The organism is Phycisphaeraceae bacterium (assembly GCA_020851465.1).
Classification (GTDB): Bacteria; Planctomycetota; Phycisphaerae; order Phycisphaerales; family Phycisphaeraceae; genus JADZCR01.
This window is the reverse complement of the sequence record JADZCR010000001.1, coordinates 78,788-102,921: the sequence shown is the minus strand read 5'-3', so window position 1 is coordinate 102,921 and position 24,134 is coordinate 78,788. Positions and strand designations below refer to the sequence as shown.

Annotated in this window: 14 protein-coding genes; 3 read left to right on the top strand and 11 right to left on the bottom strand. The window is 60.7% G+C overall.

Features of this window, described 5'->3' with window-relative positions:
* Positions 1-12: 12 nt before the first annotated feature.
* The 7 genes from IT444_00410 to IT444_00380 form a co-directional block, all read right to left on the bottom strand.
* Positions 13-666, bottom strand: a complete 654-nt coding sequence (locus IT444_00410) for a hypothetical protein (protein MCC7191215.1) — start codon at positions 664-666, stop codon at positions 13-15.
* Positions 663-1,991 carry a hypothetical protein gene (locus IT444_00405; GenBank protein MCC7191214.1) on the bottom strand — a complete coding sequence of 443 codons (1,329 nt, stop codon included), beginning with the start codon at positions 1,989-1,991 and terminating at the stop codon, positions 663-665. Before IT444_00405 ends, IT444_00410 begins: the two co-directional genes overlap by 4 nt.
* A 54-nt stretch (positions 1,992-2,045) precedes the next feature.
* Positions 2,046-5,927 carry a hypothetical protein gene (locus tag IT444_00400; protein MCC7191213.1) on the bottom strand — a complete coding sequence of 1,294 codons (3,882 nt, stop codon included), beginning with the start codon at positions 5,925-5,927 and terminating at the stop codon, positions 2,046-2,048.
* 276 nt (positions 5,928-6,203) lie between these two features.
* Positions 6,204-7,730, bottom strand: a complete 1,527-nt coding sequence (locus IT444_00395) for a hypothetical protein (GenBank protein ID MCC7191212.1) — start codon at positions 7,728-7,730, stop codon at positions 6,204-6,206.
* Positions 7,731-8,051: 321 nt separating this feature from the next.
* Positions 8,052-9,053 (bottom strand): hypothetical protein, encoded by a 1,002-nt coding sequence (locus IT444_00390; GenBank protein ID MCC7191211.1) that lies wholly within the window; start codon positions 9,051-9,053, stop codon positions 8,052-8,054.
* A 140-nt stretch (positions 9,054-9,193) separates the two neighbouring features.
* Entirely contained in the window at positions 9,194-9,655 is a 462-nt protein-coding gene (locus IT444_00385) for a hypothetical protein (protein MCC7191210.1), read from the bottom strand.
* A gap of 339 nt (positions 9,656-9,994) precedes the next feature.
* Positions 9,995-10,972, bottom strand: coding sequence for a sigma-54-dependent Fis family transcriptional regulator (locus tag IT444_00380; protein ID MCC7191209.1), 978 nt, complete (start codon positions 10,970-10,972; stop codon positions 9,995-9,997).
* Positions 10,973-11,393: 421 nt separating this feature from the next.
* Here IT444_00380 and IT444_00375 point away from each other — a divergent pair, with 421 nt between their 5' ends.
* Positions 11,394-12,404 (top strand): zinc-binding dehydrogenase, encoded by a 1,011-nt coding sequence (locus IT444_00375; GenBank protein MCC7191208.1) that lies wholly within the window; start codon positions 11,394-11,396, stop codon positions 12,402-12,404.
* Between the two features lie 71 nt (positions 12,405-12,475).
* Positions 12,476-13,474 (top strand): Gfo/Idh/MocA family oxidoreductase, encoded by a 999-nt coding sequence (locus IT444_00370; GenBank protein ID MCC7191207.1) that lies wholly within the window; start codon positions 12,476-12,478, stop codon positions 13,472-13,474.
* A gap of 88 nt (positions 13,475-13,562) precedes the next feature.
* On the opposite strand, the gene IT444_00365 is transcribed toward IT444_00370, so the two are convergent.
* Positions 13,563-16,040 (bottom strand): alpha-mannosidase, encoded by a 2,478-nt coding sequence (locus IT444_00365; GenBank protein ID MCC7191206.1) that lies wholly within the window; start codon positions 16,038-16,040, stop codon positions 13,563-13,565.
* A 154-nt stretch (positions 16,041-16,194) separates the two neighbouring features.
* Between IT444_00365 and IT444_00360 the strand changes: the two genes are divergently transcribed.
* Positions 16,195-17,655, top strand: coding sequence for a UDPGP type 1 family protein (locus tag IT444_00360; protein MCC7191205.1), 1,461 nt, complete (start codon positions 16,195-16,197; stop codon positions 17,653-17,655).
* 115 nt (positions 17,656-17,770) lie between these two features.
* Here the strand turns inward: IT444_00360 and IT444_00355 are convergent, their stop codons facing one another.
* The 3 genes from IT444_00355 to IT444_00345 form a co-directional block, all read right to left on the bottom strand.
* Positions 17,771-21,199, bottom strand: a complete 3,429-nt coding sequence (locus IT444_00355) for a CusA/CzcA family heavy metal efflux RND transporter (GenBank protein ID MCC7191204.1) — start codon at positions 21,197-21,199, stop codon at positions 17,771-17,773.
* Positions 21,200-21,282: 83 nt separating this feature from the next.
* Positions 21,283-22,629, bottom strand: a complete 1,347-nt coding sequence (locus IT444_00350; protein ID MCC7191203.1) for an efflux RND transporter periplasmic adaptor subunit — start codon at positions 22,627-22,629, stop codon at positions 21,283-21,285.
* 21 nt (positions 22,630-22,650) lie between these two features.
* Complete coding sequence (locus IT444_00345; GenBank protein MCC7191202.1) at positions 22,651-24,060, bottom strand: TolC family protein; 1,410 nt, start codon at positions 24,058-24,060, stop codon at positions 22,651-22,653.
* Between the last annotated feature and the right edge of the window lie 74 nt (positions 24,061-24,134).

Genomic DNA, 24,134 nt, shown 5'->3' with positions numbered 1-24,134 from the left:
GGAGAAAATCAATCACTGCGGCTCGTAGGTGATGCGGAGTTTCCAACTGCCTCGGTACGAGTAGCAGGGCGGCAGGAATCGCGCCACGGTGTCTTCTTCGAGGGTGAAAAGCCAGCCGTTGTTTTTGGCTGATCCGCTGTACCACATCTCCACGTCTTCGGTGACGTTGGCGATCAGCTCGGTGGTGGAACCATTGCGAAGGGTTACGATGGCGGTGGGCTTGGTCGCCCGATCCGACGAGCTGCCGCGCGCTCCGGGCATTGCCCAGGGTATGACCTTGGGGCGGATCGTGCTGTTCTCCCAACTGACTCCCGGACCCCAGTCGGGAATCACGCGCCAGACGTGGAGCTTCGCGTCCGCTGCATAGGTGTAATTCAGCGGGATCAATAGCTCCGCCTTGGTGATCCGGTTGCCTTCCGGAATTTTGTTGATCGGAATCTGCAGCAGAAACCCTGAGTCACGCCGGACGTCGATCATCGTCGTGGTGTGATTTCCGGCGGCAGCTTCGTAGCCCACCCAGCTCGCATGCGGCGAACCTTCCCAGATGCTCGCCGCCCGCTCGGAAGACTCATCCGTGAGAGTGATCGTGCGAGCACTGACCGCGACAGCCAGCAGCAGAACAGCAGCCGCACCCAACGTCAAAATATTTCGTGCTGTCATTCTCATTGCGGTAATTGCTCCACGCCCACGTACAGCCGATCAAACCGCTCGGAGTAAACCAGGGAGTCCACGGAGGGATTGGCGACGGGAGTCTGCGACAGTTTGTCGGTGAGCTTTCCTTCCGCGTCGAGCGCGACGAAAAAGATTTTGTTCACCCCGCCGAAGGCGAGGAGATTGCCCTTGGTCATCAGAACCGGAAGCGTTGTCGCCGCCGCTCCGCCAAAAGTCAGCGTCTGCGGCAGCAGTGTCACGAACCCGTCGGCGTGCTCCATTCGGTACACGAATGGTCCGCCCATCGTCGTCACATAAAACACCGACAGCTTGGGATGGAGCGTCATCCGCATCGTGTTTTGATAGGTTGGATTAAGAACGTACGTGCAGAACGGTGCACGACGGTTGCTCGCGTCCCACGTTGTCGGCCCGTACATACCGCAAAAAAGCGTGATGTCGTCGGAGATCGGAAAACATCCCAGCACAGGCGGGTAGGTTGCCCACGCCGTGATGCCCTGAGTCACCATGGCCGGCGCATCTCCGTCCTTGATGGGCATTCCTTGCGCGTCGAGCTTGAGATAACCGATGGCGGGAATGCTGTTGTTATCAGGCGATTCCTTCAGCCGCAGGTTGGGCAGAAACAGCCGTGTACCCTCAGCATTAAACGCCAGCGGTCCATACCTCAGGCCGTAGGAAAACTCATCACCTCGACAAGTCTGAAGCACCAGCGTCGGCGCAGCGGGGTTCGACACGTTGTAAATCAACAGGTGATCGAACTCCTTGAATACGACATTGTTTTTTGCGCTGGTCATTGCCTGGCCGAGGATGTCCTGCCAGACGTACAGCAGCGGCAGTTTGGGATGAAACGCGAAACTCAACGGATAATTCTGAAACGCAGCCAGTGAGGCGGGCCTGGGCAGCGCGACGGTCGCGGAAACATAGACCGGCGGCACCGCAGGGATCGCGGCCTTGGCCGGGACCGCAGCAACCGCGGGAGTCGTCGGTGTCGCAGGGACTGCGGCGACCGCCGCCACTGCGGGAACCGCCGGCTTGCCCGGCGTGGCGATCTTCAAGGCCCCGGCTCCGTCAAGCGGATAAATCACAAACTCACCGGGCTTGTCCTTCGCCTTCTTGTTGAAGCTGCCAATCACGAGCTGACCGAGCCGGTCGCTCACCGCCGCCTGCCACGAATTCGCGTGCGGTACCTGGATGAGGTTGGCGGTTGAAGTATCGCCGTCGGGGGCGGCATTGAGGTCAATCGCGCCGCGCGCGGCAGAGAGCGATGCGGCAAGCAGCACCGATACGACGACCGCGAGGATGGTTGGACGATTTCGTCTCATGTTTTCGTGGGCGGAACTCTTCGCCCTTGACTAATGACGGAAAAATCAGCCGTCTCACTGCGTGGATAACGCCTCGTAGTATTGCTTGACCGCCTCCTCATAGCCCGGAATGGTCTGGCGCGCCGGCTCGTCGAGCACACGACCGCGAACCTGCTGGTCGCGCGGAACGCTCGGCTCGTAACCCGATGACGCATCACCCAGAACCCGCACGAGGCTGCGCAGTTTGTCGAGCGTCTGTGCCTGGAGACGGAAGACGTCTTCCGTCGGTCGTTCCTTCAGGCTGTCCAGATTTCGTGCCAGTTCCTTTTCAATTTCATCCAGCCGATCCGTGGGCAGGTAGAGGTTATTGAGTTCTTTCTTGATCGCCTTGACGCGCTCGATCACCTGCTCCTGCGTGCTTTCAAGATCACGGAGCATCTCGGCGACACGGGCGTCGATCTTGCCGTCGGCACGTTCAACAACCTTCGCGGTGGCTTCGACCTTGCCCATGCGCTTCGCCAGGTCGTCATCCCACTTGCCTGCGTCCTTGAGACTCCAGGTGTTGTTCTGATCTTCGACTTTTTTACCGCCCCAGCCGGTCGAAGTGTCTTTGGCTTCATCTCCGGTCTTTTTCATCTTGATGCTGCCGGACTGGTCGGCTGCGCGCTCCTGACCTTCCTGGGCCTCATCGCGTCCGCGGCGATCATTTCCCTCACTGCCGACGACCGCACCGTGAGCCCGCGCGCCCTGAAGACCGGCACGCGACGCACCGCCGACGTTCTGCGTGGGCGGCTTCTGATTACCGGTCGCTGCGGAGGCAGCGGTGGAGTTGAGGTCGCCGCCCTGTTTTCCGATCTCGCCCGGCTCGTTGATGTTCACACCGACGTTGATGTTGTAGGTTTCGTATTTCTCTTTGAGCAGGTCGGCTTCTTCAAGCAGCGGGCCGGTCAGATCCTTGAAGTTTTCATCAATATGCGGCGTGGCGTGCGTGGCCTTGCGGTCGGACGAGTTGGGAAAACTCGGCTCGCCGGTGGGTTTTTCCGCGAGCTTGAGCGTGTTGAAGTCCTGCCGCTTGCCTGAGTCAGGCGTGTTCATCGTAAAGCCCTCAGGCAGCATGTACATTTCGGGCTTCGCGTCCTCACCGCGTTCTGCCTTGCGCTTTGCGGACTCCTTCATGTGCAGAATGTCCGAGAGCGTGAGTTTCTTTTCATCGAAGCCGTCAAGGAAGTTGCCGATCTCGTTTTTCTTGAGCCGTTCGATTTCCGCCTGCGCCAGGGCATCGCTCTTGGCTTTTTCTTTCAGAGCCGCCAGTGCCGCGGCCGCAGCGTCGAGTTGCGCTTTGCGGAGGATCTGATTCACCGCAGCGAGTTTTTCAGCCGCGACCGTCTGCCGCTGCGCCGCCTCAGCCCAGCGGCCTGCCTTGACGAGTTCAGCGGCTTCATTCATCGGATTGCGCATGTCACTGGACGCCAGCGCCGCCGCTGCGTCCGTGAAACCCTTGGCGATGATCGGCTCATCCTTGACGCGGCCGGCCAGCCCCGTAAAGGCGGTCTGTGCCAACTGTACGAGGGCGACAACCTTGGCCTGCCGTCGCTGCGCCGATGCCTGTCGCGGCGCGGGGTCTGCCGGTGCCGGTCCCGTTACGTTGCGCGTTGATTCGTCACGCATTCCCGCCTGCCGGTCCGCGAGCATTTTGGTGAAGGGCACCATGTTGCTCAGCTCCCAGTCCTGACGAAAGCGTGTGTAGTCGTCGAGCATGTCCTGCAAGCTGCGGACGGTCCGCTCCTGCGCCATCTTCGCGTCCGCCAGTGCGGATCGCTTGTCCTGTGGGTTGTCCCGGCCGGGTACCGCTTCGAGGATGCGGATCACCCGCGGCATCTCCGTGTCGGCGAGCATGCCCAGCGCCAGTCGGAGTGAACCGGCCTGGGGAACCATGTCGCGCGCCACGCGACCGGACGCCAGTCGGATTTTTTCCTGCTCAGCCGCCTGCGCCTTCATCGCTGCTGCCAGCGAGTCGAGAGTCGCCTTGTCATCCCAGCGCAGCCCCGATGCCGGTTCGAGCTTGGCCATCCACGCCTTGGCCGCTGTCATTGCATTCTGTTCCGCTGCGATAAGCACCTTGAAGTCCGCTTCCGTCTGGAGGATCTGCTCGTAGGTCAGTTGGAGCGAGACCCCTTCGCCGCCGACGAGCAGCGTGAACGTCGGGCCGTCGATCATCGTGCCTTTCTTGAGCGGGTCGAAGTCCGAGCCGCGCACGGTCACTTCATATTTTTCGCCTTCGACCGCGCCCAGAGCCGCCACGGAAAGCTCGTGATCCTTGCGGAACTCAGGCGCATTGTTGGCATCCCAGACCGTGACAGGAGACCATCCGCCGTCATTCGCCGATGCGGCAGCCGCGGAGCCGGGAGCGGCGGTTCCGGGGGATGATTCGGGAGCAATACCGGGGGAGTTGAGGACGGTCTCAGCAGCGGCGGAGCTGATCAGCACTTTCCGGGCGAACAGGCCGACCTTGTTAAGCCCGAAATCGTCGCTGGCGATCGCCTTGACCGGCAGGATCGCATCGACATTCACCTCAGCCTGTTTTTTCAGACCGGTCAGATCAAGCGTCGGGTCCGCGTCCGACCGGACACGCAACGCATAGCGGCTGGTCAGGTGCGGCGCCCGGTCGCCTTGCTGTGTCTTGAGCTGGTAACCCAGCACATCCACGAAAGCAATTTCCGTCGAATACTCCGTCGGCGAAACCTTCTTGAGCATCACGATCCGCTGCGAAGGATCAGGCTTCGGCGGGCCGCCGGCACCCGATGCTGTTTTGCCGGCACCCGCTTTAGGCGCAGCGGTCGCGGTTGGTTGATTGGCGGGAAGCGCGATGTTCAGCAGCATCACCGCTTCATCGGGAGCACGATCAAAGACAAAGGTCACCTGCGCTTTGGTTCCCAGCAATGCCTCCATGTCGCCGCCCGCCGACTCGACGGACTTGGGGGGCAGCCTGGTGTATTCGGGGTAATGGAAGGTTGCTTTGACCAGCGAGAGTGACGAGGGTGTGGGGACGTTGATATTGAAATAGGGGGAGGTGAAGTCTCCGCCGCTGACCGCGTAGCGAGTCGTGCGATCCACGTTTTTGAAGGTGTAAAAAACGCTCCGGGCGGTTTTCGGCAACACGACGCGCTCGCTGGTGCGCTGACCATCGACGCTGCGGAGTACGGAGAGAGACGGGGGGATCTGTCCCTTGATGTTGATGGTGATGGTGACATCGCCGCCGCCCTCAACATCGCCGAAGCCCGACAGCACCGTGTCATAGAGCGGATCGACGGCAGCGAAGGGCAGCATGATGCGGGTCGCGGCATTCTTGAAGTTTTCGCGGTACACGACCCAGAAGCCCACACCAAAGAGGATCACCAGACCGGCGACCGCCAGCCGGATCATCGCCGGTTTGATCTGTGCCGCCTGATGTAGCTCGATTTTCTGGAGGTTCTCGTAGTTTTCCTGGACGACCGCTTCGTCGAATTGGTTTTCGCCATGCGAATCGCGTGAGATCTGGATGGCATTGATGAGGCGATTCTGGATGCCGCCCGACTGCCGCTCCATCGCCAGTGCCACCTGATCCTCGGTGAAGTGGAGTTGCCGCCAGCGACGCACAAGACTGACGACGAGCCACACGACCGCAGCGAAAAAGCCGAGGCTCGCCAGAACGCGACCCCAGACGGGCAGATGGAAAAGATTGTCGATGATGAAAACCAGCCAGAGATAGGTCAACGGTGCCGCGATGACGATCGCCAGTGCTTCGAGAATGATCAGTCGCTTCCACCGGGCTGCGCTCCGCGAAACCATGGTGCGGATGCGATCGACCATCTGTGCCGTGGCGGGGGTTCTGTCCGGCGTGCCGCTCGCAGCCGCGGCTTCCGGCTTGCCGGCCTGCCGGGAGGTCGAGGTTTCAGTGGTACGGTTGATCTGGGCCATGCAATAAAGTTCCCTTCTCCAGACCGATCCATCCGGTGAATGCCGGTAATCAACGTTGAGTGCCCGCCTGTACCAGCGCGTGACTGCGGCAGCGATCACTGCTGGGGTACACCACCCGTTGAGGGCGGGCTAATCCCATCGCGGCACAAACGGGTTTTTCGTACTCATGCAGCCGGAAACGGGGCGAACGTCAGGTTTGGCAGCCCCGATGCTTCCGGTATTGTTTTCCCCAGGGAAACAGCCAGCTGACTGCTGCCAGCCATCCCTACAAACTCCTTACTTCACATCCACCAGCACCTCTTCGGTGTGTGTGGAAACCTGTTGAAAGAGGCGGATTCGGGCGTTGCCTCGCGGTCCTTCCTTATTGGCCAGACCATCCTCCGCCACCCAGAGTTGCAGGTGGTCGTCGGTCATGGAGGCACTGGAAGGATTCATAAACTCCAGCCGATCGCCCGCGGTGCCCGGCGTGCCGAAACGGCTGACGAGCTGAAGTTTCTGGCCGTCATCGTAATACAGGACGACCTCTCCGCCGCCGCCGCTGTCCCAATAGGGACCGGGTCCGGGGCCGTGTGACGCCACCCAGATGAGTCCCGCGGAGGCCGATGATCCGGTCGGCTGGGCGAGTCCGTCAGCCTCGGAGCTGCGGTAGGAAACCTTCAGCGACTTTCCGTCGTCGATGTATTTCTGAATGACACCCGGCCGCGAGGTCACGTAGAGCGCGTTAACCCCGTCCGCCGAAGCAGCGCTTTCGAGCATGATGCCGCCGGGGATGGAAGCCAGGTGGTAGAGAATTCCGTCAAAGCCTTTCTTTGTACGGTCGTAAACTTTGATGTTTTGATAGACGTTGGGAATGTAGAGACGGTTCCCCGGCCCGACGACGACAGTGTTTGTCCACGGCGTGCATTTAGGTCCATGCGGATCGTTATCCCATCCGCCGATGATTTGCCGCGTCGGCCTGCCCGTGCCGTCGTAAACAGTGATCTGGTGTCCGCCGGGCAGATAAAGCGCGCCGCTGGCGGGATCGATGTCGAAACCTCGGATGCCGTAGTAACCCTCAAGCGAGAGCTTGCCGCCGATACCAAACCCCGGATCGAGTACGCCCCTGGTATCCATCTTGAAAATGGCGGATTGTTTGGTGGCGCGTTCGGCAATCAGCTCCTGTCGCTCCTTCTCCAGCCGCTTGGCGATTTCCTGATCCGCGGGTTTGAGGTCGGTCAGCTTCGGCGCCACATTCGTGCCGTCCTTCTTAGTCAGACTCACCACGTCGTCTTTGATCTCGACGAACTTCGCCGCGAACGGCTCGCCGGTGACGGGATTCCATGTCAGCTCGTTGAGGTGATCCGGTCGAGTCTCCACCACGTCAAGACCGGAATCGAGAATGTAGAGGTTTTGTCCGCGCTGAACGATGCGTGTCGGATTGATCCAGTTGGGGATGGAGGCTTCCGGACGCTTAAGCTCGCCGAGAAGTTTCAGATCAAGCCCCTCGCGGTAGCGCAGCTTGTATCGACCCGGTGCGACGGCGATATTTTTGGAAACCGTGTACGTCTGGCCGGGAGGAAAGCGGCCGGCATTCAAGGTGTAAACCACCCGCCCGGTACCGGCTTCAACCAATTCGAGAAATCCGAACGGCGTCTGTTGCGGCGTGACGCTCACCGTCGTGCTCAGGCCGTCCGCAGCGGGAGCAACCTTCAGCGACGGGTCGGCGACGGCGTTCGCGCCGCCCCACAATAACGCAAGCATCAGCATCAGAGCACAACGCTTCATCATTTTCACCACGGTGTTGAGTTCAAAAATCGGGGGCACGCAAAGCTCTCGGAGGAGTAGGCGGGACGAGCAGAACACATGACTTCAGACGCAGAAACGGGGGCTGTGGTTCGCGTCTTCACGAGCATTTGTGCAGACCCCCATTTTAGCATCGCTCCGTTAGTTTTTCCACCCGCCTGCCTCAAAAAATTATCATGTTGAGGTCGAGAAAACTCACGGGATAAAACACTGCGAAACGCCCAGACAAGAACCATGTGACTCGAGATGCGCGTGAGAACAGCAGTAGGCGCAGCCGGCGCACCATGAAAAAATCGTCGGGGCTGGCCGTCGCCAGCCCCGACGAAAAGGGAGCAGAAAAAATTACCGGACTCGATCACGTCGATTAAGCATGAGCAGCCCCGCGGACACCAGCAGCATCAGCGATGCCGGCTCAGGAATCGGCACGGTGTAAAGCTCAAATGCCAGATCCTCTGAATACGCACCGATACCGGTCGGGCCGTCCAGACCATCCAGATAAGATGTCGGGTAGTAGTTGTTCTGGTTGATGATGTACTGTCCGGGCACGATGGACGGCGTGATGACGATGTCGCCTCGCACCGAGTCATCCTGATAATGCCAGATGGGGACGACCGGCCCGCCCGTGGACTGATCGTATTCGCCGCCTGGGAACGGCACAGCGTTGCTCGCCAAGGCGTCAAATTGCGTGTAGTCGCGGTTGTGCCATCCCCATGTGAACAACCCGGGCACAACGCCGCTGTCATCCAGCGCCACGATCTTCAACCAATAGACGGTGTCTGACTGTTCGTTGAAGGGGACCGCCAGTTCTGCGTTGTATCGGTACAGATCTTCACCGCCGGGTACAGCCGTCTGGAGCGTTTCCGTAAACGTACCCGAACCCGGCGCGAGCGCACCGAACGTGACGATCTGCGACAGCAACGGCTGGACACTGATGTCCGGGTGACTCGGCGTGCCCGGTACGCCGCCCTGAGGAGGAACCGCAGGAACATCGCTCTCAAACGCAATCAAAAACTTCTGCACATGGGCGGTCGGCGGCACGAGATAAGAACCCCACCATTTGATGTGAACCACAGGCGTACTGGCCAGGTCCGCGAAATCATCCGCCATGTAGCCGCCGATGTACGTCTGGCTGGCCGCATTCAAATAGGCGGTGCTGTATTCGTCATGGCCGTGGTATGTACCGCTGGTCCCCGTCGTGTCGGTGATGACGGTTCCATCCAGCGGCAGTTGCTGGAATTTCAGCACCTGCCCCGGTAAGGGGTCAGCCTGTGTCACCGCGAGAGGCGTACTTGCGACAACGATAAAAGCACACGTGGTCAACCAATTTTTTCTGCTGCGATCCATGACATTTCTCCTTCGATTGGTGCCGACGATGTCGGCAGGGGTTGGGGCGCATCAAAGTGCGCGGGAGAGACAAGACACGATTGATCCTCAAGGCATGTGTTGATGAGAGAAGCCGCGTCGATTGCCGTGACGGTTCCTCGCTAGTCACCGGGTGAGCGCGGGAACGTGGAAGCCCATCGTTTGCCGGGCGGCCGGGGATAACGGATGCGAACGGAGGAAGTCGGAAGCTGTCCCGCCGGGGAAGATCGAATCTTGTCCAACACCTCGCGCAGTTGAGTCGGACTGGGCGGGCCGTCAAAAATCGTCATCGCACCCAGGGCACGCGCTTCGATCTCGATGTCAGCATCGATCACCGGCGCGACCAGTGCCCAGCGCTGCTGCGGATGGACAAGTCGTGCCCGCCGCATCAAGACCGCAAACGAAGTCCCGCGCAGCGACAATCCCAACAACAGGAGATCAGTCCGCCTTGCGCGGAGATAGTGCAAGACCTCGCCCGCATCGTGAGCTGTCGAACAGATAAATGCGTCAGGAGTCGGGCTGGCGATCGGATCAATGCCTGCGAGCAGCAGGGTGGGACGATCTGAGTGTTCCTCGTGCAGCATGACGTCGCCTCCGTGATGAGACGACGATCTGAATACGAACGGCGCGCCACAGGTTGCGTCGTAGTCCTAAGTCGCTTCGTGAAAGCAAATAACGGGAAATGTGGGCCGTTGACGACTGCTGTCCGGGATCGTTCGTGCAGCTTAAAACAAGCTGTCTGCTGCGAGAGTCAGCTCGTAAAGGGAGTTGCCATCAATGATTCAGTGAGACAGGTTGTTTTGATTATGGCTGCATTGAAATAACCCGTTTAGATCGTCAGCCACAAATCAGGCCGCAAGAAGAGCGAAAAATCGGCGCGCGATTCCGCACCGTTTCGAGAAAGCAGCGTCAGCAGCAGCGGATCAGTTTTTGTCGTGCGGCTGTTTTCCCGCAACCAGTTCAGCGGAGAGGCCCAGGCGGGTCATGCGACGGGTGAGGCGCTGAATATTGATACCAAGCAGACGGGACGCAGCAGTCTTGTTGAAGCGCGTGCGCTGCAAGGCCTCAGCTATCGCAGCACGCTCCAGTTTTTCCAGACGTAACTCGTGCGCGGCTGGCCGGGTCGTGTTCACCAGAGAAGGCAACCGGATTTCCGGCGGCAGATCATTGAGCGTGATCTGATCGCCCAGCGAAAGTACGTGCGCCTGTTCCATGACGTTAGCCATCTCGCGCACGTTGCCGGGCCAAGCGTAGTCTTCCAGTGCGCGGGTTGCTTCACGCGAGAGCGTCTTGATTGTTTCTGCATACACCTGAGCCTGACATTTCAGGAAGTGTTGCGCCAACGCGATGATGTCCTCCCGCCGGTGACGCAGAGGCGGAAGCTGCAAAGCCACAACATTGAGTCGGAAGAACAGATCCTGACGAAACGCCCCGGAATCCACCATTTCCCGCAGGTTTCGGTGAGTTGCGGAAATAACTCGCACATCCACGGGATAGCCGCGTGTTTCGCCGACGGGCACCACACGTCGCTCCTGAAGCACGCGCAGCAGTTTGGCCTGCTGATGCTGCGTCAGCTCTCCGACCTCATCGAGAAAGAGCGTTCCTCCGTCGGCGGCCCGGATAAATCCGAGTGTGCTCCTGATCGCACCGGTGAACGCGCCGCGCACGTGGCCGAACATCTCACTTTCAAAAAGGCTCTCCGTGATGGCGGTGCAGTCAACGGGGATGAAAGATCGGGCAGCGCGATTCGAGCGGAGGTGAATGAAGCGCGCGAGCATTTCTTTCCCGCTGCCGGTCTCGCCGTGGATCATCACCGTGGAGCGTCGCCGCGCAATTCGTATTGCCGCCCGCCGCGCTCCTTCAAACGCGGGTGCCGCGCCGATGAGGTCGATTTCGGACATGGCATTGTCCGCACGGAGATCGCCCCGATGATTTGCTCCCCCGGATTCCACGGAATGTCCTTACTCGTAGCGGCACACCCAGCCCTGCACAGCCGTCGGTCACTGCCGCACTGAAATGCCCGCACAAACTCCGACGGCAACCAAAAATTGTATCAGACGTGTTTCGTTTTCATGAGCTTGCGACCGTCCCCTCAACAGCGAATACCACGATCCGTGTCTTAAAGTTTGACGGATCAAAAAGTTGAGAAGGCGGGTATTTTTAGGCTATCGAAGATGTGTCGCACGCATTTAGCCAGCTCGACTGGAAATGCCCCGCGCGGGGCTGGCTCATCAAGGCTGGTCTCAAGTCGAAACGACATCGCGTGCCGGTTGCGATAGTTTCGCTACTCTAGATGGAGATCGGAATACAGACAGGAGACGAATGATGCTCGCATTGTGTTGTGATGGCCTGGGTAAAGTACGAGTCGCACCGATTCCTGATCCGCAGCCGGATGAAAAATCGGTGATCGTCCGCGTTCACGCCTCAGCGGTCTGCGGCAGCGAACTTCACTCGCTCAAAAGTCCTGAAGGGATGAAAGGCGAAGTAGTCAACGCCGGCCATGAAGTGGCGGGGGTGATCGAGTGGGCGCCGAAAGGCTCACCATACAAGCCCGGCATGCGCGTCGGCGCACGAGTGGTGCAGGGTTGCGGCAAGTGCCGCTGGTGCGCGGCTGGTGATGAGACCGCATGCCCGGATCGTGTGTACTACACCGCGAACGGCCACAGCGAACTTTTCAAGCTCGGACTCGGCGGCATCCAGATGCTGCCTGACGATGTGAACTGGCCCGAAGCCGCCATCCTCAGCGGTGACGGTCTGGGTGTACCCGCCCGCGCAGCGCGACGACTCGGCGATACACGAGGTAAGAAAGTGCTTGTCGTCGGTCTTGGGCCGGTGGGTCTGAGCTGCGCTCTGGTGCAGTCCTTCCGCGGTGCGCATGTAGCCGGCGCGGATGTCTCTCCCTATCGCAACAAACTCGTCAAGGACATGGGAGCGGAAAAGTCATTCGACGCCAGCAAGCCCGACTTTACGCAGCAGGTAATGGACTGGACGGATGGACTGGGTGCGGACATCGTGATCCTGGCGGTGGCGCGTCAGGAGTCGCTCCAGCTCTGCTTTGAGCTGGTCCGCCGTCATGGCACGGTGTTCCAAGTCGCCGAGCTTGAGATGGCGCAGCTCAATTTCTCCAAGAGCTTCCTCCGTCGTGAAGCGACGATGATGGGATCGTGGTATTACACGAGTGAAGATTGGCCGTTCATGCTCGATCTTCACCGCAAAGGACTTCCTTATCGCAAGCTGATCACGCATGTGATTCCGCTGGCGCAGGCGCAGGAAGGCATCGACGCCTTTATCAAGGGCGAGTCGGGCAAGGTGATTCTGAAAATGCGTGATTGATGGATGGATTGATTGGCCGCAGCGGTTCGCGGCTACGATTACTCACACTACGCAACAGCGGAGAAATTTTTATGTCCAAGTCCACGACTAAACTTCGCGCCCTCGTCGCCGGTGCGGGCTGGGGCCGCGTTCACGCCTATGGTTTTTCCCGCACGGAGGGCGTCGAAGTCGCCGGCATCTGGGTGCGCACGGACAAGCCGGCCGCCCGTGAGCTGGCTAAGCAGCTCAACGCGCCGCTCTATCTGGATTACGCACAGGCTCTGCGTGAGATCAAACCTGACCTGGTGGGTGTCGCGGTGCAGGAGGCGGGTCACGAAGCGTTCACGGTGCAGGCTCTGGAATCCGGCGCGCACGTCTATTGTGAAAAAGTATTGGCGGACAGTCCCGCCGCGGCGCGACGCATGATGAAAGCAGCCGCCCGTGCGAAAAAGCAGTTGGGTGTGGGATACAACTACCGTTACAGCCCGTCCTGCCGACGGCTGACGGAATTGGTCCGTGAAGGTGTGCTGGGTCAAATCCTTTTTGCCCAGCTTCGGGCGTTCACCTGGTGCATCCATCACATGACCGACTACACGCTCGGTCTGCTTGGCCAGCCGTTGCGCACCAGCGGGTTTTTCGATGACAAGCCGCTGGCAAAGCTGCCGCACAAATCTCCGCCGAGCTTGCAGTTTCCTACCTTCAGCTACGCCGCTTACACGAAGAAGGTCTATACGGTCGAGTGCAAAGGCGGCGCGATCCTCATGGCTGCGTCCACCGACTACACGAGCATCGAGGAGCCGGGCGCGACGCTGATGGTGCAGGGCAGCACCGGCCGCGCCGAGCTTGATGACCTGACCGGCGAGCTGCGTGTCTGGCGCGGCGGGCGCGAGTCTACGATCTGGCGTCCGTCGCAGATCGCTGATGCGATCGGCCTGGAAAACAACGGCATCGCCGCCGCCAGCGACTTCGCCCGTGCGATGGTCGCGCGGAAGCCGGCTCCGATTCCCGCACAGGCCGGCCTCGACATGATCCTGCTCGAAGAAGCCGTGATGCGATCCGCCCGGAATCAAAACCGGTGGGAGAAAGTCTGAGACGGATTCGTCTCGCTCTATCCGGCAAGCGATCGGTCGCGTCGTCTGATCGTGTTGGTTGCACCGCCGTCCGCACATCGCAGGGGAGTTACAGCGGTTCCTCCAGGTGATTGACCTCGCGCACCGCAGCGGATTTTCGCGCGGGTACGAAAAAAGTTTTGAGCTGGTGCGGACCAAACGTCGCCTGCCAGGTACGTCCCAGCGCAGGTAAGGTGAAACTCGCGCGGGTGCGCCGTCCGAACCACTCGTTGGCGCGCACGATCCAGCCCTTGCCTTTTTCCGCCGGCTTGAACGCTCCGACATACACGCCAGCACCTTGGCATTCGATGAATCCCGCGCGAGCGGGCAGCCTGCCGCCGTGAAAAGTCTCCGCCAGACAGATGGGCGGCCGATTGAGCTGCCGTGCGATCTCGATCACTCCTGCGTCGCGCCAATCGCCTGTGTGCGGGATCAGGGCGAGCCGGAACTCGTGAACCCCCTGATCCATCCATTCAAGATGAGGATTGGAAAAATCTATCGGCGTGTTTTCATCGTAAGCATGGGGCGGACTGCGCAGCAGGGAGAGTCGCAATTCACCGGCCTGCGCGGAGTAGCCATGCTTCGAGTCGTTGGCGACAGCCAGCCCCCGAGTTCCTTTGGGTGAGGCGATGTCCACCCACTGTGACATCGGCCACTCAACCCCATCTGCCAATCGGCGGGCGGTGCCGTAGGGAACCTCCGCGGTGGTGTCGATGGCATCGAGTCCCGTGGGCAGCGCGAGCTTGAGCATTTTCCATTGCTCGCGCCAATCGATCCAAGCCTCGATGCCGACGAACGGTTCACCGGCTCCGAGCGTGTAGTCGAGCCGCAGCGCGGAGTTGCCGTACTTGTAATTGACTCGCAACCGACCCCGCACCGGGCCGGCTTCGAGTACCGCCGAATCGACCATTTCAAATCGGCCTGCCACTTTGTCGAACCGCGTGATGCGGTGACTCCAAGTGTCGCTGTGATCTTCGATCAGCAGCGGCACGCATCCGCCGCTGTTAGTGAATACTTCTGTGTCGCTGCGCAAATCGCGCAGGGAGAGATACCCCTCACGATTGAGTGAAACTTCCAGAGCATCGTTTTTCAACGATTGATTCTGTGTCGTGACGATCGTGCTGCGCGTACTCGATGATCGCGCCTTGTCGGAGCCAGCCGCGACTTTACGCTGACGCAGGAAGGTGTAACCCATCGCCGGCAGGGAAACTTTCGCAGCCACCCTGACCCGTTGGCAGAGCGTGTGCGGAGCGACGAGCTGATGAGGCGTCGGCCTGCCCTTGGCGTCCACCAGCGCAAGCGTTTCTCCCGCAGCCAGTCCGAAGCCGATATCTTCCGTCTCGATCACACCCTCGAAGGCGAAAGGGTGCGGGTTGAAAATCAGCAGCGGTGCATCCTCTCCCCGTGTGTCCACATTCCAGGCGATGGACGCGATGGATTCGACCGCCTGCGTCGCCGCGACGTGTGCCGCTCCGCCGACCTGATCGCGTGCATCGGCGTAAGCCTGACGAACAGATGAACCGGGCAGGATGTCATGGAACTGATTGAAAAGCAGGTCCTTCCACGCCCGGTCCATCGGCTGTCGTCGCGGCACGCGCTTCGTGACCATCTCCGCGACACTCGACCAGATCTCGGCGGAGAGCAGGGCTTCCTCTGTGCGGCGGTTGGTCGCCTTCACACGAGCCTCGGCAGTCAGACAGCCCAGCGCGTGCGGCTGCATCTCGTCGCGCCATTCGGGCATCGCGGCGAGTTTGGGACGGGCGACCTTCAGAAATCCTTCCATGGAGTTGAACACCAGCCGGTGCCGTGACGGATCTTTCCGCCAGGCTGTGATGGCTTTGAGCAATTCGATGGTTGGCCCGCCGCCGTGATTACCGACACCGTAAAAGCAGAACATATCGCGCGCGAACGGAGTGCCAGCCACGATCTGAGGGATGCGGCTGTGTTTGGTTTCCAGTCCCTGCACCGAATGAGCGTTGTAGGACCAGACGAGTCGAAAGGCGATCACCATGGACCCGTCGGGAGCGTACCAGCGGTAAACGGGCATGGGTACGCGCGGGTTTTCCGTGTCGTTAGGGCGCATGTAGAGATAGCCCTCGAATCCGCAGCCGGCGAGGATTTTGGGCAGGTGTGCGCTGTGGCCGAATGAGTCGGGTGAAAATCCCACGCGACAGTCAAAGCCGAGCTTTTCCCGAAAATATCGTTTGCCCGCCAGTGCCTGACGGATCAGGGATTCTCCGTTGACGAGATTAAGATCAGACTCGACCCACCATCCCCCTGCGGGCACCCAGCGGCCTTCCTTCACCCGCTGCTTGATCTGGCGGAACATGGCGGGATCATTTATTTCGATCCATTCATAGTGCGCCGCAGCCGACGCGGTAAAGATGAACTCAGGAAACTCCTTCATCCGATCCAGCGCGGAGCGAAAGGTCGCGTGTGTCTCCGAGAACCCTTCGTGCCACCGCCAGAGCCAGACAGGGTCGATGTGTGCGTGTCCCACGAGGTGGAGCGTGATTCGGTCATCGGTCGGAGAAGTGTTGGCAGCCATATGTCGATGATAACTCTTGAGACACCCGATCAAGACACCTTTTTGTATTCCCGGAGCCGAATGATCTGGCAGCGTCGGAGAGCAGGGGCAGGCTGGATTGTGTCCCAGAAGTGAAGCCCCCAATCGTGAGAGAAATTCCTTTAAGATTCAGAGCATGACGACCACGAACTTGGCATCACGTCACACCGCCGCCGTTAAGGTGCTCGAAACCGCGGGTCAGGCGCACGTCCTTCGGTTTTATGACGATCTCAATGACGCGCAGCGTCACGAATTGCTTGCACAGATTGAGGGCATCGACTGGCCGGAGGTCAAGCGGCTGGTCGAGTCGCATGTGCGGCAGAAGCCGACCTTCAAGCTGCCCGAAAACGTCAAGCCCGCGCCGTGGTATCCGAACACTCCGCCTGCGGACCTCAAGGACAGATACATCGAAGCGCGGAAGCTGGGCGAAGACCTCATCCGCCGTGGTCGTGTCGCGGCATTCACCGTGGCGGGCGGACAGGGCACGCGGCTCGGCTGGGACGGGCCAAAGGGTTCGTTTCCCGCGACGGCGATCCGCAGCATCTCACTCTTTGAGTCGATGGCGGAATACATCCGCAAGACGGAATTGAAATATCACGCAGCGGGCGGCATTCCCTGGTACATCATGACCAGCCCGATCAACGATGCCGACACCCGCGCATTTTTTGAGAAGCACCGATATTTCGGTCTCAACCCGCGCAACGTGATGATGTTTCCGCAGGCGATGATGCCGGCGATCGACGCCGCGACGGGCTGGGCGCTGCTTGAGTCTGAATCGAGCCTGGCTCTGTCCCCCAATGGTCACGGCGGATCGCTCAAGGCTCTGTGCACCAGCGGCGCCATCGCCGACATGCGCAGACGCGGCATCGAACAGATCAGCTACACGCAGGTGGATAACCCGATCGTCAAGGTCATTGACCCGCAGTTCCTCGGCCTGCACGCGCTGGATGGATGCGAGATGTCTTCCAAGATGCTGCCCAAGCGGGAACCGCTGGAAAAACTGGGGAATTTCTGCCTCGTTGACGGCAGGATGACCGTTATCGAATACTCTGATCTGCCTGAGACACTTGCCCGTGAGACTCTCGCCAACGGCGAGTTGCGCTTCCGCGCCGGCTCTATCGCCATTCATGTGATCCGCGTGGATTTCGTGGCGTCACTCAATCAGAGTGCGCAAGGGTTTTCCCTGCCATTCCACCGCGCGGACAAGAAGGTTCCCTACATTGATTTGGAGACGCGCCGCAGCGTGACTCCCGGCAGTAATAACGCGGTCAAGCTGGAGACGTTTGTATTTGATGCGCTGCCGATGACGACGCGCTCGATCATTTTCGAGACTGATCGCATTGATGAGTTCGCCCCGATCAAAAACGCCGACGCTGCCCCGATCCATCAGAGCGTGGACAGCCCGCACACGAGCAAGCTGGGGCAGACGGAACGGGCGGCGCGATGGCTCGAATCGCGCGGCGTGAAAGTTGCGCGTCGTGACGGAACCGTCGATGCAGTTATCGAGATCAGCCAGCTCACAGCTATCGAATCAGCAGACCTGCCTGCGGAGAAACTGCCCGCTGCGATCAAGCCGGGTGATCGTATCTTGCTTTAAGAACCCGTCCGAATAAGCAGAAACTTGTCGAGCGGCAATTTTCATGTCATTGCTTGCCTGTCGAGAGCAGGGGCGCACCGGCCTGCGCACACTCGTGATGATGCGGAAATCCGTGTCAATGGGTCGAGGCTTCGCCTGTGGGAGCGGGGGCGGCAGGTCGGGGGTTTTCCGCGAGGTTCCACAGACGATAAAGGGCCGGCAACACCACCAGGGTCAGGATGGTCGAGGAGATGATGCCGCCGATGACGACGGTCGCCAGCGGCTTTTGCACCTCCGCGCCGGTACCTCGCGCCAAGGCCATGGGGACAAAGCCGAATGCCGCCACCAGTGCCGTCATGAGCACGGGTCGCAGTCGTGTCAGCGAGCCGCGCACGATCGCTTCGTCGAGCGTCTCGCCTTCCATGCGGAGCTGGTTGATGAAAGTGACCATTACCAGGCCGTTGAGCACCGCCACCCCCGACAGCGCGATGAAACCGACAGCCGCGGAAATGGAAAACGGCATGCCGCGCAGCCAGAGTGCCACGATGCCTCCGGTCAGTGCCAGCGGCACACCTGTGAAAACCATCAGCGCATACTTGACGCTGTTGAACGTGCCGAAAAGCAGCAGGAAGATCAGGAAGAAGCAGAGCGGGACGACGATCATCAACCGCTGACGCGCCGCGACGAGGTTTTCAAATTGTCCGCCCCAGTCGAGCCAGGTGCCCGCTTTGAGCGATACTTCGCGCGCGATGCGATCCTGCGCTTCGGTGACGAAGGAACCGATGTCGCGTCCCCGGACGTTGCACTGGACCACGACGCGCCGCTTGCCGTTCTCGCGGCTGATCTGGTTGGGGCCTTCGGCGACTTCGATCTTTGCGATCGTGCCCAGCGGGATGAAGGCGGGCATCGGCGGCGGAGCAAACGCGCGGCCGGTCAGTACCGGTTGAAAATCGACCGGCTCGTCATCGTCACGCCGCGGCAGCGGAATGGGAAGATTCGCCAGCGAGGGAATGTCGCTGCGAACCTCCTCAGGCAGACGCACCATCAGGTCAAAGCGGCGATCGCCCTCATAAACGAGTCCCGATTCACGCCCGCCAATGGCGATGGCGATCACCTCCTGCACGTCGGCGATGTTCAGGCCGTAGCGTGCGATGGCATTACGATCCACCGTGACATTCATGATGGGCAGCCCTTCGGTCTGCTCGACCTTGACGCCCTCGGCTCCGGGAGTTTCCTGGAGCACGCGGGCGATCGCCTGTGCCGCGGGCAGCATGTCCTCGAACTCGTCGCCGTAAACCTTCACCGCTACATCGCCGCGCACTCCGGCGATCAACTCGTTGAACCGCATCTGGATCGGCTGCGTGAACTCGTAGTTGTTACCCGGCACGGCTTGCAGCTCGATCTGGAGCAACGCGAGAAGCTTGCCCTTGTGTCCTGCAGGAGGCGGTCCATGCCCGTGCCCGTCAGTACCGTTGGCTCCGTGATCGTGTTCATCTTCATGTCCCGCATCAGAGCCGCCCAGCCCGCTCAGCTCGTGTCGCTGCTGCTCGATCAGGCGGTCCAGCTCAGCCTCGCTGCGCCACTGGTTTTCAGGCTTGAGCATGATGAAGGTGTCGCTGACATTGGGCGGCATCGGGTCCGATGCCATCTCTGCTGTGCCGGTCTTGGAAAAGACGTACTGCACTTCGGGAAACTTCTCCCGGATGGTGCGCTCGACCTCGAACTGCATCTGACTGGACATCGTGATGCCGGTGCTGGGAATGCGCATCGCGTGCATGGCGATATTTTTTTCATCGAGTGTGGGCACGAACTCCTGGCCGAGCCGTGTAAAGAGGAGCAGCGAAAGGGCGAAGACGACAATGGCGGCGGGGACGACGATCCAGCGCAGCCGTACCGCCTGGCGGACGATCGGTGCGTAGGCGGCCTTGGCCCAGCGGACGAGGAAAATTTCCTTTTCCTTGACTCTGCCCCGGATGCACAAGGCGACCATCGCGGGGATGAAGGTCAAAGAAAGCACAAACGCGCCGACGAGGGCGAAGATCACCGTCGCCGCCATCGGCCGGAACATTTTCCCCTCCGTACCGGTCAGCGCGAGGATCGGCAGATACACCGTGATGATGATCGCCTCACCGAAAGCGGTCGCGGATCGTACCTGTTTGCTGGCATCGAAAACCGCTTCGAGCCGCTCAGCGAGCGTGAGCCTGCGGCCCAGATGATGCTGCCGCTCCGCGAGCACCCGCAGGCAGTTTTCAACGATGATGACGGACCCGTCCACGATGATGCCGAAGTCGATTGCTCCCAGACTCATGAGATTTCCGCTGATGCCGGCGCTGACCATGCCGGTGGCGGTCAGAAGCATTGACAACGGGATCGCCAGCGCGGTGATCAGAGCTGCTCGGATGTTTCCGAGCATGAGAAAGAGGATGACGATCACGAGGATCGCGCCCTCAGCGAGATTTTTTGCGACCGTTTCAATCGTTGCGTTAACCAGCGTGGTCCGGTTCAGAACGGTCTTGGCGCGGATGTCGGGAGGCAGACCGCGATTGATGTCCGCCATTTTCGCATCGACGGCGGCGGCGACGGTGCGGCTGTTGGCGCCGATGAGCATCATGGCTGTGCCGACGACCACCTCCTGACCATCCTCGCTGGCGGAACCTGTGCGCAGCTCTGCGCCCAGGCCGACGACTGCGACATCACGCACGTAGATCGGCGTGCCGTGGTGCGAGCCGAGCACGATGGTCTCGATTTCTTCCGAAGTCGTGATCCGGCCGCTGGCGCGGACGTTGTACGCCTCGCCTTTGTGTTCGATGTATCCGGCACCGGTGCTGGCGTTGTTCTTTTCCAGCGCGTCGATCACATCGGTGAAGGTCAACCCGTAGCTGACGAGCTTCATCGGGTCGGGCTGGACGTGGAACTGTTTTTCATAGCCGCCGATGGAGTCCACGCCCGCCACGTCTTTCACGTTGCGCAGTTGCGGACGGATGATCCAGTCCTGCACCGTGCGGAGATAGGACGCGCGTTCCAGCTCGCTGGTCAGCCGCTGCCCTTCGGGTGTGAGATAGGTTCCGTCGCTCTGCCAGCCGGGTTGACCGTCAGCGATCGCCGCGTCCCGGCCGTCGGGATGCTCAAACTCGACGGTGTACATGTACACCTCACCCAGGCCGGTCGTGACCGGCCCCATGATCGGCTCGGCACCGGGCGGAAGCCCCTCACGCGCTTCGCTGATCCTTTCACTGACCTGCTGGCGGATGAAGTAGATATCCACGGAGTCTTCAAAGACCGCCGTGACCTGCGAAAAGCCGTTACGGGAGAGCGACCGTGTGTATTCCAGTCCGGGAATCCCCGCCAGGGCCGTCTCGATGGGAAACGTCACCTGTTTTTCGATCTCGTGAGGTGACAGCGAAAGAAACTCGGTGTTGATCTGCACCTGATTGTTGGTGATGTCCGGCACCGCGTCGATGGGCAGCCGTTGAAGCGAATACACGCCGACGGCGGATGCCGCCAGCGTCAGGAGAACGATCAACCAGCGATGCCGGATGGAATATTGAAGGACTCGTTCAAGCATGGTTTTCTTCTTGTGTAGCGGGGGCGAGGAGGCTGCATTTCGACCATCTCACGGCAGTCTTGCCGTTTCACGAGGATGACCGCTCAGTGTTCGTGAGCGGCACCAGCCTTGCCTAACTCAGCCTTGAGGATGAAGCTGCCGGAGACGACCACCGACTCACCTTCGCGCAGCCCGTCAAGCACGGGCACCAGGCGCCCCACCTGCGGGCCGACTTTCACCGGACGGCGGGTAAACGTATTGGCTTCACCTTTGACGGGAACGAACACGGACATTTCACCCTCGACGACCTGCACCGCGGCCTCCGGGATCGCCAGTACCGGCTCGTTTCCATGGTCACCCGCGGCCAGATCGATCCGCGCCTGAACGAACATGCCCGGTCGCAGCCCTGATGATGCGCCATCCACCTCGATGCGCACGGAACCGCTGCGCGTCTCAGCTTTGACCTGCGGCAGCACATACGCCACCGTGCCGTCGATCGTCTGATTTCTGGTGCTGACGACGAGCTGCGCCCTGGAGCCGACCGCAACGTCATGGAGCACTGCTTCGGGTACGTCCGCCAGAACCCAGAGCGTGCTCATGTCCGCCAGCACCACCAGTGCTTCGCGGTCGGGACCGACCAACTCACCGAGCGTCGCTTCACGATCGATAACCTCGCCTTCCATCGGTGCGCGGATGGCGCTGCTCGGGTCGATCTCGCCGTTGTCCGTGAGCGACTTGATCGCTTCGCTGCTCATGCCCAGCAGGTGCAGACGGTTTTCGGCGGCCTTGAGAGCGGCCTCGGCGGTGTGCAGCGCGCCCTGTGCGGCACGCCATTCCGCTTCACGACGCTGCACCTCGGTCAGAGAGATGCCTTGGATGTCCTTGTGCAACTGCTCCGCCCGTTCGTAGGCACTACGCGCCAGCTCCACCGCGGGGCCGGCAGTGGTGACCGCGGTTCGCTTTTGCAGAAAGTCGCTTTGCGCTTCGCCCAGATCGGGGCTGTCAATGACCATGAGCACGTCGCCCTGTTTAACGGAGTCACCCAGCCGGACCTTGATCTGAGCGACTCGACCGGAGATTGGCGTGCCGACATGTGCCATACGTTCCAGGTTGAACGACACGCGCGCCGGAGCGACGAAGGTGCCGACCAGAACTTTTTTTCCCGCCTGCTCGACATGGATTCCCGACTTGCGGATCGCGTCGGCGGTGAGCGTCACTTCATCGCTGTGCTCGTCATGGTTTTCCTCGGCGTCTTCGTGATGATCGTGCTCATCGTGCGCTTCTTCGTCCTCCTCATCGTGGCCGTGATCGTGGGCGTTGCTGTCATGGTTGTGCCCGTGGTCGTCGTGAGTTTCGGTCGGTCTGGTGTTTTGTTTCTTGTCGTTGCAGGCCGGCGTGACGGCCATGGCCAGCAGGAGAAGAGGAATCGTGATGCGAAAGCATGAGTTCATGTTGTGATCCTGGTTCGATGGTTAAGGCAAGGGTTGCGTCGTCGGTGCGGATGTCGGCGCTGTCTGGAGATTTTTCGGAGTGACGATGGGAGAGGCGGCGGGAAGGTGTGCCGGCCCGCCGACGGCACGCTGTAACCGGATGAAAGCCTCGACAGCGCGACGTTCCAGCTCGATCAGCTTGATCTGCCCCGCACGCAGCTCCTGCTGCGCGAGGATGACCATGAGAATGTCATCCTGACCAGCGCGGTAGATTGCCTCCGCTTCACGGCCGCGTTGTTCCACAAGAGGCAGCAACTCCTCCCGCACACGTCTGGCCGCCTCGCTGGAGGACTGGTAGCCGGCCAGAGCGCGTCGCACGTCTTCGACAGCCTGTCGCTTTAATTGCACGAGCTGATGCGCTGCCTCGATCCGCCGTGCGTCCGCCAGCTCTCGCCGCGCCTGACCCCAGTCGAACACGGGCAGAGGCACACGGATCGACGGCCCGGCGGACCAGACGTGGTCGTCGCGTTCCGACTCGATGCCGGCTTCCGTGCCCTCGGTCAGTATCCATCGCGCCAGCCGTGCCTCGACATCCAGAGCGGACAGCTCCGCCATCCGTGTCTGAATTTCCGGGCGGTGCTCCAGAGCTGCGGCGATCCATGCGGATTCGTCCAGTGTTTGCGGGACGGGAACAGCCCAGTGAGCCAGCTCCCAAACCGCCTTTGATGTGGGTTGGCCGATCAATCGCGCCAGTTGAAGTCGCAGCTCTCGACGCTCCTGCTCCAGCGAGATGAGTTCAATCGAAAGCTCAGCTTCCTGCGCACGAAGTGTCGTAACATCGAGTCGAGTACCTTCACCGGCCTTGAGCCGTGAGTCGGCGATAGTTAACAGCCGCCCGGTCAACCCGCGCCGCTCCTCAAGGACAGGGATCAGCGAGTCGAGCGTTTGAATGCCCGCGTAGCATTCCTGCACCTGCGCCAGCACATCCAGCGCGACCGTCACCGCTTCGGTCGCTGCGACGCGGAGCCGATGATCCGCGGCCCGTACCCGTCCCGGCTTTTGCAGCAGGCTGAGTAACTCGGCGGACAAGCCCGCCTCCACGACCGGGGTTCCACCCGTCTCCGCGAATCGCAGCGCGACATCCAGAACGGGATTCGGCAGCAGTCGCTCCTGATGCGCCTCGGCCTGCGCCATCCGCACGCGCGCGATGGCGGCCTGAATCTCCGGGTGACTCGTCAACGCCAGCCGTATCGCTTCGGCGGGAGTGATCGCGGAAGGGTCAGGCTCCGCTTCATCCACCGGCGAGCCGACGACACGAATCGCAATCGGCTCATCCAGTCCCGCGGCGAGGGCGGTGTGACGCTCCGGTTCAGGCCAGTGCGGTTTGGGCTGGCAGCCGACTGAGACGCCCAGCGCGCTCAGCGCAAGAACAGAGATCAACTTCGATTGCATCGGCAGATTTCTCCGCAGGTGTAGCCAGGAAAAAAAGAGCGGGGTCAGCGGCCTGTTGCCGTCTTGACCGATGG